17 protein-coding genes and 5 tRNA genes are annotated in these 14,640 nt (G+C 39.0%); 3 read left to right on the forward strand and 19 right to left on the reverse strand.

What is annotated here, in order from left to right:
• Window positions 1-56: 56 nt before the first annotated feature.
• The 15 genes from pgi to NYR60_RS04630 form a co-directional block, all read right to left on the reverse strand.
• Window positions 57-1,697, reverse strand: a complete 1,641-nt coding sequence (pgi, locus tag NYR60_RS04560) for a glucose-6-phosphate isomerase (RefSeq protein WP_279465757.1) — start codon at window positions 1,695-1,697, stop codon at window positions 57-59.
• Between the two features lie 37 nt (window positions 1,698-1,734).
• Window positions 1,735-1,986 carry a ubiquinone biosynthesis accessory factor UbiK gene (gene ubiK, locus NYR60_RS04565; protein WP_279465759.1) on the reverse strand — a complete coding sequence of 84 codons (252 nt, stop codon included), beginning with the start codon at window positions 1,984-1,986 and terminating at the stop codon, window positions 1,735-1,737.
• Between the two features lie 141 nt (window positions 1,987-2,127).
• Window positions 2,128-2,202: transfer RNA gene (locus tag NYR60_RS04570), tRNA-Gln, on the reverse strand.
• A gap of 48 nt (window positions 2,203-2,250) precedes the next feature.
• Window positions 2,251-2,325: transfer RNA gene (locus NYR60_RS04575), tRNA-Gln, on the reverse strand.
• Window positions 2,326-2,373: 48 nt separating this feature from the next.
• Window positions 2,374-2,448, reverse strand: a tRNA-Gln gene (locus tag NYR60_RS04580).
• A 26-nt stretch (window positions 2,449-2,474) separates the two neighbouring features.
• Window positions 2,475-2,559: transfer RNA gene (locus NYR60_RS04585), tRNA-Leu, on the reverse strand.
• Window positions 2,560-2,562: 3 nt separating this feature from the next.
• Window positions 2,563-2,639 (reverse strand) — tRNA-Met (locus NYR60_RS04590).
• Between the two features lie 173 nt (window positions 2,640-2,812).
• A complete protein-coding gene (gene aroE, locus NYR60_RS04595; protein WP_279465762.1) occupies window positions 2,813-3,637 on the reverse strand; it encodes a shikimate dehydrogenase in 825 nt (274 codons plus the stop codon).
• A 1-nt stretch (window position 3,638) separates the two neighbouring features.
• Window positions 3,639-4,193 (reverse strand): Sua5/YciO/YrdC/YwlC family protein, encoded by a 555-nt coding sequence (locus NYR60_RS04600; RefSeq protein ID WP_279465765.1) that lies wholly within the window; start codon window positions 4,191-4,193, stop codon window positions 3,639-3,641.
• Entirely contained in the window at window positions 4,186-4,719 is a 534-nt protein-coding gene (locus NYR60_RS04605; RefSeq protein WP_279465766.1) for a DNA topoisomerase family protein, read from the reverse strand. The genes NYR60_RS04600 and NYR60_RS04605 overlap by 8 nt, the downstream gene beginning before the upstream one ends.
• The gene (gene yqfB, locus NYR60_RS04610) at window positions 4,716-5,024 is read right to left on the reverse strand and encodes a N(4)-acetylcytidine aminohydrolase (protein WP_279445929.1); all 309 of its coding nucleotides are present in this window, start codon (window positions 5,022-5,024) and stop codon (window positions 4,716-4,718) included. The genes NYR60_RS04605 and yqfB overlap by 4 nt, the downstream gene beginning before the upstream one ends.
• Window positions 5,017-5,472 (reverse strand): recombination regulator RecX, encoded by a 456-nt coding sequence (gene recX / locus NYR60_RS04615; RefSeq protein ID WP_279465767.1) that lies wholly within the window; start codon window positions 5,470-5,472, stop codon window positions 5,017-5,019. The genes yqfB and recX overlap by 8 nt, the downstream gene beginning before the upstream one ends.
• Window positions 5,473-5,540: 68 nt before the next feature.
• A complete protein-coding gene (gene recA / locus NYR60_RS04620) occupies window positions 5,541-6,680 on the reverse strand; it encodes a recombinase RecA (protein ID WP_279465769.1) in 1,140 nt (379 codons plus the stop codon).
• A 120-nt stretch (window positions 6,681-6,800) separates the two neighbouring features.
• The gene (locus tag NYR60_RS04625; protein ID WP_279465773.1) at window positions 6,801-7,400 is read right to left on the reverse strand and encodes an aminotransferase class IV family protein; all 600 of its coding nucleotides are present in this window, start codon (window positions 7,398-7,400) and stop codon (window positions 6,801-6,803) included.
• Window positions 7,378-8,346: an aminodeoxychorismate synthase component I gene (locus tag NYR60_RS04630; protein ID WP_279465774.1), complete on the reverse strand. Its 969-nt coding sequence runs from the start codon at window positions 8,344-8,346 to the stop codon at window positions 7,378-7,380. Before NYR60_RS04630 ends, NYR60_RS04625 begins: the two co-directional genes overlap by 23 nt.
• A gap of 134 nt (window positions 8,347-8,480) precedes the next feature.
• On the opposite strand from NYR60_RS04630, the gene rmuC reads away from it, so the two are divergent.
• From rmuC to NYR60_RS04645, 3 genes are all read left to right on the forward strand, one after another.
• A complete protein-coding gene (gene rmuC, locus NYR60_RS04635) occupies window positions 8,481-10,115 on the forward strand; it encodes a DNA recombination protein RmuC (RefSeq protein ID WP_279465775.1) in 1,635 nt (544 codons plus the stop codon).
• Window positions 10,087-10,677 (forward strand): anthranilate synthase component II, encoded by a 591-nt coding sequence (locus NYR60_RS04640; RefSeq protein WP_279465776.1) that lies wholly within the window; start codon window positions 10,087-10,089, stop codon window positions 10,675-10,677. Before rmuC ends, NYR60_RS04640 begins: the two co-directional genes overlap by 29 nt.
• Window positions 10,678-10,754: 77 nt before the next feature.
• Window positions 10,755-11,201, forward strand: coding sequence for a DUF302 domain-containing protein (locus NYR60_RS04645; RefSeq protein ID WP_279467967.1), 447 nt, complete (start codon window positions 10,755-10,757; stop codon window positions 11,199-11,201).
• Between the two features lie 93 nt (window positions 11,202-11,294).
• Here the strand turns inward: NYR60_RS04645 and lpxM are convergent, their stop codons facing one another.
• Genes lpxM through rsxD form a run of 4 tightly spaced genes read right to left on the reverse strand, consistent with a single transcriptional unit; the run spans window position 11,295 to window position 14,636 of the window.
• The gene (lpxM, locus tag NYR60_RS04650) at window positions 11,295-12,251 is read right to left on the reverse strand and encodes a lauroyl-Kdo(2)-lipid IV(A) myristoyltransferase (protein WP_279465777.1); all 957 of its coding nucleotides are present in this window, start codon (window positions 12,249-12,251) and stop codon (window positions 11,295-11,297) included.
• Window positions 12,252-12,259: 8 nt separating this feature from the next.
• Window positions 12,260-12,946: an electron transport complex subunit E gene (locus NYR60_RS04655; RefSeq protein ID WP_279465778.1), complete on the reverse strand. Its 687-nt coding sequence runs from the start codon at window positions 12,944-12,946 to the stop codon at window positions 12,260-12,262.
• An 11-nt stretch (window positions 12,947-12,957) separates the two neighbouring features.
• Complete coding sequence (gene rsxG / locus NYR60_RS04660; RefSeq protein ID WP_279465779.1) at window positions 12,958-13,590, reverse strand: electron transport complex subunit RsxG; 633 nt, start codon at window positions 13,588-13,590, stop codon at window positions 12,958-12,960.
• The gene (rsxD, locus tag NYR60_RS04665) at window positions 13,590-14,636 is read right to left on the reverse strand and encodes an electron transport complex subunit RsxD (protein WP_279465782.1); all 1,047 of its coding nucleotides are present in this window, start codon (window positions 14,634-14,636) and stop codon (window positions 13,590-13,592) included. The genes rsxG and rsxD overlap by 1 nt, the downstream gene beginning before the upstream one ends.
• Window positions 14,637-14,640: the final 4 nt, after the last annotated feature.

A 14,640-nucleotide genomic window follows, 5' to 3' on the forward strand; every position in this document is an offset into this window, starting at 1 on the left:
TAAAATTTGTAATTTTCTTACAAAATTCAACCGCTTATTTGTTCACGATAAAATCATTAACGCCATGCTTTAAATTGATTAATTAAACCATTGGTAGAGCTATCATGGCTAGTAATTTGTTCCGCATTTTGTAACTCTGGCAAGATACGATTTGCGAGTTGTTTACCTAACTCTACACCCCATTGATCGAAGCTGTAGATATTGAAAATTACCCCTTGTACGAAGATTTTATGTTCATACATCGCAATTAATGCACCTAAAGTGAATGGTGTAATTTTTTGCACTAAAATTGAGTTAGTCGGTTTATTGCCGGTAAATACTTTAAACGGAACAATTTCCGCAACATCTGCTAAATCCTTACCTGCCGCCACAAATTCTGCTTCAACAGCTTCTTTTGATTTACCGAACGCAAGTGCCTCTGTTTGTGCAAAGAAATTCGATAACAATTTGGCGTGGTGATCTCCTACCGGATTATGTGTTTGTGCCGGAGCGATAAAATCACAAGGAATCAGTTTCGTACCTTGGTGAATTAATTGGTAAAAAGCATGCTGACCATTAGTACCTGGTTCACCCCATACAATCGGCCCGGTTTGATGCGTTACCGGCTTGCCGTCACGACCGACAAATTTACCGTTTGATTCCATATTCCCCTGTTGGAAATATGCCGCAAAGCGATGTAAATATTGATCGTAAGGTAATAATGCTTCTGTTTCCGCACCAAGGAAATTACTGTTCCAAATACCGATTAACGCTAATGTTGCCGGAATATTTTGCTCAATAGGTGCAGTACGGAAATGTTTATCCATTGCATGAGCGCCTGAAAGCAATGCTTCAAAATTTTCGAAACCTACTGATAGAGCAATAGAAAGACCGATTGCAGACCATAAAGAATAACGGCCGCCTACCCAGTCCCAAAATTCGAACATATTTGCCGTATCAATTCCGAATTTTGCAACTTCTTTTGCATTCGTTGATAATGCCGCAAAATGTTTTGCTACTGCCGATTCATCTTTCGCTGCTGCTAATAACCACTCACGTGCAGTTAACGCATTGGTCATTGTTTCTTGAGTGGTAAACGTTTTTGAGGCAACTAAGACTAATGTTGTTTCAGGATTCACTTTTTTCAGCACTTCTGCAATATGCGTACCGTCTACATTTGACACAAAGTGCATATTCAAATGATTTTTATATGGGCGTAACGCTTCAGTTACCATATAAGGACCTAAATCCGAACCGCCGATACCAATATTAATCACATCAGTAATCGCTTTACCGGTATAGCCTTTCCAACTGCCAGAAATAATACGCTCACAGAAATCTTTCATTTTAGCTAATACCGCATTTACTTCCGGCATCACATCTTTGCCGTCAACCATTACAGGCGTATTTGAACGATTACGTAATGCGGTATGTAATACCGCACGATTCTCTGTACGATTGATTTTTTGACCTGAGAACATTGCTTCAGTCGCAGAAGCTAAACCACATTCACTTGCTAACTGACGTAATAGCTCTAATGTTTTTTGATTAATCGCATTTTTAGAAAAATCAACTAGAATTTGTTCTTCAAAATTTAAGTGATATTTATCAAAACGGTTTGTATCTTCCGCAAATAATTGAGGAATATTTAAGTTATCCGCTTTATGTTGCTCTAAAGCAGACCAAGCTGCCGTTTGCGTTGGATTAATATTTTGCATTTGAATTATCCTTTTGCTTGATAAAATTAAAAATAAATTATTTTTCGGATTGACGATTTTCAAGCTCATTCAATCGTTTTTCTAATTCGTTGAGCTTTTCACGTGTACGTAATAAAACTTGCGATTGCACATCAAATTCTTCTCGAGTCACAATATCAAGTTTAGCTAATTGGGCTTGTAAAATTTGTCTGAATTTTTCTTCGAGATCATTACCGACGCTTTTTAGTGGTTGAGGTAATGCATTATGGAGTTGCTGAGCTAAGGACTCTAAATTCTTTGGATTTAACATTCATTTTCTCCTTATAGAATAAGAACCAATTCTAATGGGTTTTTCGTTAAATCTAAAGAAGAGAATAAGAATAATTAGGAATAAATCAAAAATAGAAAATATTTTTAATAAGGCAAAATAAATTGGAAATAATTAATAGGATGGCTGGGGTACTAGGATTCGAACCTAGGGATGCCGAGATCAAAACCCGGTGCCTTACCGCTTGGCGATACCCCAAAAGAAAAAAACTAACATAATGTTAGCTTATTTGATATGATAATTAGATGGCTGGGGTACTAGGATTCGAACCTAGGGATGCCGAGATCAAAACCCGGTGCCTTACCGCTTGGCGATACCCCAAAAGAAAAAAACTAACATAATGTTAGCTTATTTGATATGATAATTAGATGGCTGGGGTACTAGGATTCGAACCTAGGGATGCCGAGATCAAAACCCGGTGCCTTACCGCTTGGCGATACCCCAACACTAATTTTTTTATAAATCGATAATGGTGCGGGAAGAGGGACTTGAACCCACACACCTCGCGGCGCCAGAACCTAAATCTGGTGCGTCTACCAATTTCGCCATTCCCGCAAATGGTGGCTACAGCGAGATTCGAACTTGCGACCCCAACATTATGAGTGTTGTGCTCTAACCAGCTGAGCTATGTAGCCATTTATTTTTGCGTTCACCACATCGGTTTACGGGGTGTATTATGCTGATTTTATTCAACCTCGTCAAACACTTTTTTCAAAAAAGTTGATAAATCTGCTTGTTTGGCTATACATTGCACATTTTGCCATAAAAACAGCTAATTTCTGTTTATTTTATAATAAGTTACAGATTCTTATTTTGCATTTTCCATTTCAATTTTTAACTGTTTAAGCACTTTTTCAACATCAGGAAATTCATTTTCCCAAAGTTTAAAGGAAAAACCGGCTTGACCAACCAACATTCCTAAGCCATCTTGATAACGTACAGCACCACACTCACGAGCGTAATTTAAGAATGGTGTCTGCATATTTATAGCATACTGCATATCATAAACGGCTGCATTTTTTAAAAGGTGTGATGCAACAGGCACATATTTACCCTGTAAGCCTAACGATGTTGCATTAATGATCAAATCAAATTTTTGTTCAGCAATCTGATCAAGTGAAGCGGTTTGAATTTGTCCATATTTTGCAAATTTTTCCGCTAAATCGACCGCTTTCTCTAAAGTTCGATTATAAAGCGTAATCTGCTGTTTAGCTGCTAATAAAGGGAAAAGCACACCTTTGGTTGCACCACCAGCCCCTAAAATAAGTACGCGTTGCTCAGGCATTAGCCAACCTAAACGATCCAAATCTGAACAGAGGCCGAAACCATCCGTATTATCCGCATATAAACGTCCATCTTCCAAACGTTTTAATGTATTACAGGCTTCGGCCAACAAACAACTTTCACTATATTCATCTGCGAGTACAAATGCACGCTCCTTAAACGGAGCAGTAATATTCGCCCCTTTTGCACCATTAGCAAAAAAGTTCAGTAACTCATTTTCAAAATGCTGTTCGCTACCTAGTTTTGCTACATAACTGATATCTTTACCCGTTTGTGCCGCAAAAAGTTGATGAATACGTGGCGACTTACTTTGAGAAATTGGGTTTCCCCAAACCGCATATTGATTCATATTATCCTTGTCTAAAAATATGTTGGGTAAAAATATCCCGAATTTCAGAAGGATTGATTTTTCCTCCTGTATTACCGTCTAATACCGGAAAATCCATTCCGAATTGTGATTTTACTTCGTCTGCCGTTCGGCATGGTTCTTGTCCAGTCAAATTGCAACTGGTCGATGTTAAAGCAAAACCGGTTGCCTGACACAGTTCTATAACTGCTGGCACACGGCATAAACGTACCGCAATCGTATCAAACTGTCCGGTTAAATATTGAGGCACATCTTTTTTAGCCGGCATTACCCAAGTAATCGCACGTTCGGAAGGTGTTTCAAAAATTTGCCAATGCTCTGCCGTTAATTTGTACTCATCAATATACGGAAGTAATAGCTCTTTAGTAGGAGCGATAAGAATAAGCCCTTTTTCTTCTGGGCGTTTTTTTAATTTTAACAAAGCTCGCACAGCGGATTCACTATTAGGATTACAGCCTAAACCAAATACCGCTTCCGTAGGATAAGCAACCACTCTATTCTGTTTTAATTGCTCAACAATATTTTCTAAATTATTCATTTTCTTCACTAAATAGATATTGGCATGACTTATTTGCACAAAGATACATTGATTTTCCACGCTGTTTCTTGAGCGTTACGATTGAACACTGGCATTGAGGACACGTTTTTACTATAGGTTTGGATGCCAAAGTAAACTTACAACTAGGAAACCCGCTACAGCCATAAAACGTTTTTCCTGAACGTCCTTTCCGAGCGACTAATTTATGCGTTTTGCACTCTGGGCAATCAAATTCTTCTTGTTCTTCCGCCTCATCATGTACAGTAAAATGACACTCTGGGTAATGACTACAGCCAATAAAAATGCCAAAATTACCCTGTTTTAATTGCAGCAAATGTCCGCACTCAGGGCAGATTTCTGTTAAATCTTTGATTACACGGTTAGTTTGATGTAACGGTTTTATATAATCACATTGCGGATAACTACTACAACCTAAAAATAAACCTTGTTTCCCTCGTTTAATTTGTAATGCAGATCCACAATCAGGACAAAGTTCTACTTGTTTCGTAGATTTAAAAATACTCATTCAATTAATTCAAACTCAATCACAAAAAAGTCATTGTCATTCGGATAAATCTCTCTGATGACTTGCTTCAGCTCTGCTAACAACATATTTTCTTGTTTAGCATGCTGTTCATTTAATTGCTCAAAATGGATTGGTGTAACGGAAATCACTCGAATATTAGCAAAGAAACGATCAGTTTCATTGGTAAAAACCGCTAGTTGTTGCTGAGGCTGAAAATCAGACTCGGATTTATCTCGAATGGTAATAGTTTTCTTACCGGCTAAAATATCTGCCTCGAAACGGCTAAAAAAAGTAATCTTATTCATATTCTGCATCATTGTAATCTATGTCCATTAGATGGCTAAAGTGATCATTATAAAAGCCTCTGCTAAGCATAAAACGCCACATTTTCTGTTTGGCTTTAATATCCCATACAAGCGGTCGTTTTTTCTCAAAAACTTGTTCCGCTAATGCAAACCAATCCGTTTCCGCATTATCCAACTCTTGGCTAATCAACCAATCTTTAATACCTTTCAGTTTTAATTCTTGCTTCAAACGGCGAGGACCAATTCCTTGCTGAGAACGATAACGGATAAAACTAGCACAAAATCGCTCATCACTTTGCCAATGATTAGATTGTGCCTTTTCTATTGCCTCATCAACTTCCGTTTCAGTATACTCTTTTTGTAATAATTTACGTCTTAATTCTTGCTCACTATAATCACGTTTAGAAAGTAAATATAGCAGATAATTTGTTGCAGTATATTTTGTCATTATCTTATCTATTAAATACAAAATGCGGTTTCCACATTTGAGATGTAGAAACCGCATTTTTATCTTACTTATAACTCTTCGTCATTAAATGAATCATCAGAAAAACTCTCCACATCATCTGATTCTGACGACTCATCATCAGATGATGAAGCTAAATGTTTTTCCGGATTAGCAATTAATAATTGTCGAATCTCTTGTTCAATTTTTTCTGCAATCTCAGGATTTTCTTTTAACCATTTAATCGCATTATTTTTACCTTGACCGATTTTTGTTCCTTCATAAGAGAACCATGCACCGGCTTTCTGAATAAAACCATTTTTCTCCGCAAGGATAAGTAACTCGTTCATACGAGCGATACCTTCGCCGTACATAATATCAAATTGTACTTCACGGAATGGCGGAGCAACTTTATTCTTCACGATTTTCACTTTCGTTTCGCTACCGATAACCTCATCACCGTCTTTTACCACACCTGAACGGCGAATATCTAAACGTACCGAAGCATAGAATTTAAGTGCGTTACCACCAGTTGTCGTTTCTGGATTACCGAACATCACACCAATTTTCATACGAATTTGGTTGATGAACACCACTAAACAGTTAGTCGCTTTAATATTTGCTGTTAATTTACGTAATGCTTGTGACATTAAACGCGCTTGTAAGCCCATATGAGAATCACCCATATCGCCTTCAATTTCCGCTTTCGGTGTTAATGCAGCAACCGAGTCCACAATAATTAAATCAACCGCACCAGAACGCACTAACGCGTCACAGATTTCTAAAGCCTGTTCACCGTTATCAGGTTGTGAAATTAATAACGCATCGGTATCCACACCTAATTTACGTGCATAAACAGGATCTAATGCGTGTTCCGCATCGATAAATGCACAAGTTTTACCGTTTTTTTGTGCCTGAGCAATGACAGAAAGCGTTAACGTTGTTTTACCTGATGATTCCGGGCCATAGATTTCTACAATACGTCCCATCGGTAAACCACCGATACCTAATGCGGCATCCAAACCGATTGAACCGGTTGAAACCGCTTCAATATCAAGTGCTTGCGTATCGCCTAAACGCATAATGGAACCTTTACCAAATTGTTTTTCAATTTGAGCAAGCGCGGCAGCTAATGCCTTTTCTTTTTGTTCTGGATCTGTTTGTTTTACTGCTGTTGTATTTTTTTGACTCTTTTTGTTGTCCGCTGCCATAATTTTGTCCTTTGCAAACTTTTTCGATAAAACGACCGCTTGTCGTCAATTAACTGTGTATTATTATAGTGTTTACTTATACAGTTTCAAGTGTTTTTTTACTGTTTTTCGATCCATATCCTAAAATTTAATCGCCGATACTGGCAAAGATCGTTCTGGATCAAACGGATTTAGTGCATTTACCATCATTACACGTTCATATTGCGACAGATCCTCTACTGAAATTTTGGTTAAAAATACTTGCTGACGCTCAACTAATACGGTTAATTGCGTCCCTTTAAGCAAATAATCTTGTGAGCTAAACCACTGTCCTTGTTTTAAAAACAGTAAATTTCCAATTGTGCAATCACTCACTTTGCCATTATTGATAATAATCACTTCATCCGCTTGCGATGTTTTAAGCGAATCCAACCGCTTGCGATCACTATATTTAAAACGGTAGTCCAAGTCCTCAACATAAACACATTGAAAAGATCCGATCTTACGTGGCGTATAATGGAAAAATTTCTGCTGAAATTCATTAGCATTGTAATCAATACGGCAACGAACTCTTCCCTGCTGAAATTCATTTGGCACACAAATTATCTCAGCTAATTGTCGTTGTGATGTCACATTAAAATATTGCTCCATCGCACTTTCAAAGCGTTGCTGATGATAAGCTAAATTTTGTGGTTCGCCATCAATAATTGCAATCGTTTCAAACAATGGAAATCGGCACATACACTTTCTCCAATAGTTCATTATATTCATCGTTCAGTACGCTTTTTGCAGTAATGCCACCACCGCTACGGAAAAGCAGTCGCTCATTATTCTGTTCGATAAAACGAATCGCCACCGCACTCTCTAAATTCTCGCCGTCAAAATAACCGAAAATACCGGTGTAATAGCCTCTTTGACCAATTTCTGCTTGTTGAATAATCTCTAAGGTTTTTTCTTTCGGCGCACCGCTAATTGAGCCTGCCGGCAGGAGCTTAGATAATAGTGAACCCACACTCGCTTGCCAATTTTCGTTTAACTCGCCGCAAATTTCTGAACTGGTTTGGTAAATCGCACCACGGTAGGTATTCACTTTTTCTAAATAACGATATTTCGTCACCTGAATATTTTGTGAAACTAACGCCAAATCATTACGAATCAAATCCACAATTGTGTTGTGTTCGGTAAATTCTTTATCCGATTGCATCAGCTTTTCCGCCGCATTCGCTTCATTCGCATTAATCGTGCCTTTCATCGGGTAAGAGTAGATTTTATTTTGCTGAATCCGCACAAAAGTTTCCGGCGAAAAACAGACAAACTGCCCTTTTAGCCACAATTTATATTTTGCCGAACTGGCGAAAAACAGCTCTTCTAAACTGTAATTGGTTTGAATTTCAGTCGGATAAGTCAAATTCAATAAATAGCTGTTACCGGCTTGGATTTCCTTTTGAACAAGCTCAAAACCTCGCTGATAAGTTTCAAATGAGATAGGATTGATTTGAAATTCAAAAGGTTTACTAACGTTTTGCGGCTGAACATTCGATTTGCAAAAAAAATCAAAAAATAAACCGCTTTCCGCCGCCTTTTCCAGCGGGCAAATAATCGGTTTTTGCTGTTCAAAATCAATTAAAAAGAAAAACGGACTTTTCTGTTGCCCGAGTTGATTGGCGATTTGGATAAAATGTTGCATAAACTCAAAATGTGACGAATATTGCCGTTATTCTAGGGGAATTTCTGCCAATTTAGCAACGTTCTTTCACTTTTCATTTTTCGCCGGATTGCTATAATACTGTATATTTTTCTATTAGATTCAGGTTTACCTTTATGATTATTGATGAAATATGGTTTTATGTAGCGATTGCCGTGTTATTGGTTATCGCTGTGTTTCTATTTTTTCTGCAATCACGCTACCAACGTGATGCGTTTGAACTTTCACAAGATTTAGCCAAAGCACAAACCGATCTCTGCCAAATGAATCAAAAACTTGAGCAACTTTCTGCTGAAAAAAATCAAATCGAACAATGGGCAATTCAATATAAAACACAAGCCCAAGCGGGGATTGAACGAATTAACGAAAAAGAAGCACAAATCAACCGCTTACACAGCAAAATTGAAGAAGCGGAACAGCAAGAACAACAATTAGAACGCTATATCAATGAGCTAAAAGAGCGTATCGGTGCATTCCAAGCTAAATCGGAAAGTTTAGAAGAACAATTACAATTTAATCAAAATTCACTTTCGCATAAAGAGCATGAAAACCAATCACTTGTTACCCAACTTAGCCAAACGCAAAATGAATTAACTGAATTGCGAACCTCACTTTCAGAAAAACAAGCGAATTTTGAATCGCAACAACGCAATTTTATCGAGGTAAAACAACAACTTAATGCTGAGTTTCAACATTTAGCACAGCAAATTTTGGAAGAAAAAACCAAAAGTTTTACCGCCAGCAATCAATCTTCATTAGATGCCCTGTTAAAACCGTTTAAAGAACAAATTGAAGGCTTCCAAAAACGGGTCAATGAAGTGCATAGTGAGTCGCTGAAAGGCACAGCAAGTTTAGAAGCTGAACTGAAAAGGGTGCTACAAATCGGTGTGTCAATGTCGGAAGAAGCACAAAACCTAACTAATGCGTTAAAAGGTAACAATAAAATCGCCGGTAATTGGGGCGAAGTACAGCTTGAATCGGCACTACAGGCGGCGGGATTATTAGCCGGTGAGCATTATGTAGCTCAAGAAAGTTTCCGAGATCAGGAAGGCAAACGCTTTGCACCTGACTTTGTGGTACATTTACCCGATCAAAAACACTTAATTATTGATAGTAAAGTATCGCTGCTGGCTTACGATCAAGCGGTCAGATCCGAAGAAAATTTTGCAATTGCCCAAGCTTTAGATCAGCATTGCAAATCGCTCCGCTCGCACATTGACGGCTTATCGAAAAAGAATTACAGCAGTTTGCAAGGAGTAAGAAGTCCGGATTTCGTGTTGATGTTTGTACCGATTGAGCCGGCTTATATTGAAGCGATGAAACACGATCCGCAACTGTTTAATTACGGTTATGAACGTAATGTCATTTTGGTTTCATATACCACCTTAATGCCGATTTTGCGTACCGTTGCAAATTTATGGCGAATTGAGCGAGGCAATGCCGAAGCACGTGAAATCAGCGAAAAAGCGGGTGAAATTTATAATCAAGTGTGTGCCGTTGCCGACCGTTTGGCGAAATTGGGCAATACACTGAATACGGTCAATAACCAATATAATCAGACGGTAACCTCATTGGTTGGACGCCAAGGCTTGGTCGGTAAGGTGGAACGCTTCCAGCAACTTTCCGCCAAAGCGAGCCAAATGATGCCGGCGGTTGAGATGCTCACCAATGATTTTGAAACCAATAAACTCACCCTAATTGCAGAAAAGATTGAAGATAGTAATGCAGCAAATAATGAAGAAAGCCACTAATTTATTAATTATCGATAACCACGATTCGTTTACTTTCAATCTGGTGGATCTGCTACGCAAAATCGGTGTACCGATGAAAGTGGTGTTAGTAGAACAATTAGTGCTGGATGAAGTGGAAAACTTTAGCCACATTTTGATTTCACCCGGTCCGGATGTACCACGAGCTTATCCGCAAACTTTTGCAATGTTGGAACGTTTTCAGCAAACCAAATCGATTTTAGGCGTGTGCTTAGGTCATCAGACGCTGTGTGAATTTTTTGGTGGTGAGCTATACAATTTGCATGAAGTCAGACATGGACAACAACGCCCTTTAATTCAGCTTTGCGATAATCCGATTTTTGACGGTTTACCCGAGCATTTTAAGATTGGTCTGTATCATTCATGGGCAATTTCGCAAAAATCGTTGGAAAATACACCGCTTGTTGCCACGGCAGTTTGTGATCAAAATGTGTTAATGGCTTTTAAGCATCAGCATTTACCGATTTACGGCGTGCAGTTCCACCCCGAATCATTTATTACTGAGTATGGCGAGCAAATGTTACGAAACTGGCTAAATGCCTAGCGTGAAATTTTGGTGTAATGGCAATAATAGATTACAGTCTAATATTAGCTTATTTTAACTGAGGACAATCCAATGAAATTAAAGCTCTATTACTAGCATCTTTATTCGCTATAACCGGTTATGCAAATGCACAAACAGACCTAAAACCGGCAGTATTCAAAAGCAAGTTTAGTTTTCAACAAACAGTTGATACATTAGAAAACACCTTGAAAAGTAAAGGAATGACGATCTTCGCTAAAGTTGATCACCAAGCAGCGGCAAAAGCTGCCGGCCTTGAAATGCAACCGGCAACCGTAATTATTTACGGTACACCAAAAGCCGGAACACCTTTGATGGTGAAAGATCCTAGCTTAGCATTACAGTTGCCTTTAAAAGTGTTAGTAACGGAGCCGAAAGCAGGAGAGGTTGAAGTGATGCTAAATCGTGCGGAACAAGTTGTAGTCCATTCAAATACGCCATATCAAGCAATTGAAAACAACTTAGCCAAAGCGGAAAAACTAATTGAAACCACCGTCACCAAATAGCCTCTGACTTATAAATGACAAGCGGTCAAATCTTGCAAAAAATTTGCGAAATTTGACCGCTTGTTTGGGCTTAAAACGAGATAAATAGATCAGTTAACGCTTATAAATATCCTCACCGTTTCGGCGGGTTTTAAGTAAACGTAAAATCCACACGTATTGTTCCGGATTTTTCGTCACGAAATACTCAATCACTTTATTCATTTCTCGGGCGGATTGCACCGGATCGCCGGAAAATTCCAATGCTGGTAAGATTTCCATTTGATATATCCCCTGTTCCGCATTGTAAATTGGAAACATTGGAATCACGACCGCATTAGCCACTTTCGCCATTTTATTCAGCCCTGGTAACGTTGCTTTTTCCGTCGCAAAGAAATCGGCATAAACGCTAAGATCTTCCCCATAATCTTCATCCGGAAGGAAATAACCGACATCGCCTTTGCGTACATCATTTAAGAATTTCTTAATACCGTTTTGACGCGTGTGCATTTTGCCGCCGAATCGCTCACGGGTAATATTCCAAAGCCAATCGACAAGTGCGTTTCGATGCGGATTATACATTGAGGTCATCGGGAAACCGTGGGTGTACATCGCAACGCCTGCAGCATCAATCGACCAAGTATGCGGCACGAGCAAGATGACGTTTTTACCCTTTTCTCGAGCTTCTCTCACATATTCAAAGCCACTAAACTCACAACGTTTTTGTAAATATGCAGTTGAACGTAATGCGGTTTCGCCGATTGCCAGCATTGTTTGAGAAACGGTAATAAACATTTTCTCAATCACTTCCTCACGTTTTTGTTCCGACCATTCAGGAAAACAATAACGCAAATTCACATCGGCGCGATGATACTGTTTTTTACCTTTACGTTTTAAATGATTGGCAACGATTCGCCCAATCCATACTCCCAATTTATCACGCAGACGAACTGGCACATAAGCTAGAATAACCAGTGCAAGAACGCCCAACCATACGCCCCAATATTTCGGATACAAAAATTCCGTTAAAAATTTATGCTCATACCCTTGTCGGGCTGTAATTCGCTCTGTCATTCGGTTCTCTATTTCTTATCAATCATATTCTTTACCGCCAAAATTACCCCAAGCCCTATAAAAGCACCGGGAGGTAAAATTGCCAACAATAAACCGGAATCTAAGTGTAACACATCAACACGCAAAGATTTTGCCCAATCGCCCAGCAATAAATCCAAACCGTCAAATAAAGTGCCGTTGCCAATCAGTTCACGCATTGCACCTAATACGACCAGACTGAACGTCATACCAAGTCCCATTGCAAAACCGTCAAAGGCGGAATGTGCTACCGAGTTTTTAGACGCAAAAGCTTCTGCTCGACCGATGACAATACAGTTAGTCACAATCAACGGAATAAAAATCCCAAGCGATTGATAAACCGGATAGGCAAAAGCATTCATTAGGAGCTGCACTGCCGTCACGACAGTCGCAATAACCATCACATAAATCGGGATACGAATATCATTTGGGGTAAATTTACGAAATAACGATACCATTGTGTTAGTACAAACCAATACTAATAAGGTCGCTAATCCTAAACCAAGGGCGTTAGTCACATTACTAGACACCGCCAATAACGGACAAAGCCCTAATAATTGCACTAAAGCACCGTTATTTTTCCATACGCCTTCAGCCAGTAAGTTACGCCAAATTGACGGTTCTGCCTGTTTTGTCGTATCGATTTCCGTCACCGGAATTTGATTTTCAGTATTCATACGATAATTTCTTATTTACAGCTCGCAAAAGTTTCTAATTGTTCAGGAGATTTTGCTAGCTCCGTCACCACCCATTTTGCACTTTGACGTACATTATTCACTACTGCACGAGGCGTAATCGTCGCACCGGTAAATTGATCAAACTGACCACCGTCTTTTTTGACTGCCCATAACGATTCATTTTCTAGGCTAAATAACTTACCACTAAAGGACAAAATCCAATCCGAAATACGCGTTTCAATTTTATCGCCTAATCCTGGTGTTTCTTTATGTTCTAGTGTTCGTACGCCAAGTACTTTCCCATCCGGCTGAATCCCGATTAATAATACGATATTACCCGAATAGCCATCCGGAGCGGTTGCTTGAATCGCATAAGCGGTCAAATTTTCCGATTTTTTTGCCATATAGATGCGATTTAAATAGGGTGCATTCGGCAGATTCACTATTTTACAAGAACCGAGCAAATCATTATCAAAATGGCTCTCAGGCACAACTTCTTGTAAAAATTGGCGTTGTTGAGCCGCCGTGACTTCATCAATCCGCCCTTTAGTGAGCAAATAAACACCGGTCGAAACAGCGGTACAAATCAGGGCAATCACACCTAATAATAAGGCATATTTAGTCGTAATTTTGGATGTATTCATTATCTTCCGGTTCCATATAATCGTGGTTGAGTGTAATGATCAATGAGTGGTACGCAAATATTTGCCAGTAATACAGAAAATGCCACCGCATCAGGATAATTGCCGTAATAACGAATCAAATACACAAATAAACCGATTAAGCCGCCAAAGATCAATTTGCCACGAGGTGTAATCGAAGCAGTAACTGGATCGGTTGCAATAAAGAAAGCTCCAAACATCATTGCACCGCTAACAAGTTGACTCACAACATTTAAGTGAGTATGCGGTAACAATAAATCGGTTAGTCCACTTAATAAAGCAAATATCGCCAACATTGCCACCGGAATTTGCCAATGAATAATACGTTTATAAATTAGCAATAAGCCACCGGCAAGAAAGGCTAAATTAATTTGTAACCAACCATTTGCGAACATACCGCTAAAAATCGGTGATTGTAATATGCCCTCAATCCCTAATTTCTGCATACTGGTTTTGGCACTATCGAGCGGTGTTGCCTGTGCGATACCGTCAACACTCCCCAATAATTGATGCACACTAAAACCATCACTAGTGACGCCAGAAAAGACCAATGAAATTGCATCAGCGAATGTCGGCGGTTCATTTAACAAATTAATCGGCACTAACCAACCGGTCATTTGCACCGGAAAAGAAACCAATAATAACGCATAAGCAACCATTGCCGGATTAAATAAATTCTGTCCTAAGCCACCGTAACTATGTTTTGCGAGTAATAAAGCTACTATCACACCTATCACCATAATCCAATAGGGTGCATAAGGCGGAATTGACATCGCTAAAATCGCAGCTGTTAATAGCCCACTTAGATCAGCGACATAAAAAGCGGTCGGTTTTTTACGTAATTTTGCTAATGTCACTTCAATAAGAATCGCAAGAAAAATGGCAATAACGAGTTGAATAATCACACCATAGCCAAAAAAATAAACTTGCATACCTAGTGCCGGTAACATTGCCACCATAACCCATAGCATAAATTTCGCCGTTAAATTGGACGAATGAGTATGGGGAGAACTGACCATTTTAAACATTAAA

It is taken from the genome of Actinobacillus genomosp. 2 (genome assembly GCF_029773605.1).
GTDB lineage: Bacteria > Pseudomonadota > Gammaproteobacteria > Enterobacterales > Pasteurellaceae > Actinobacillus.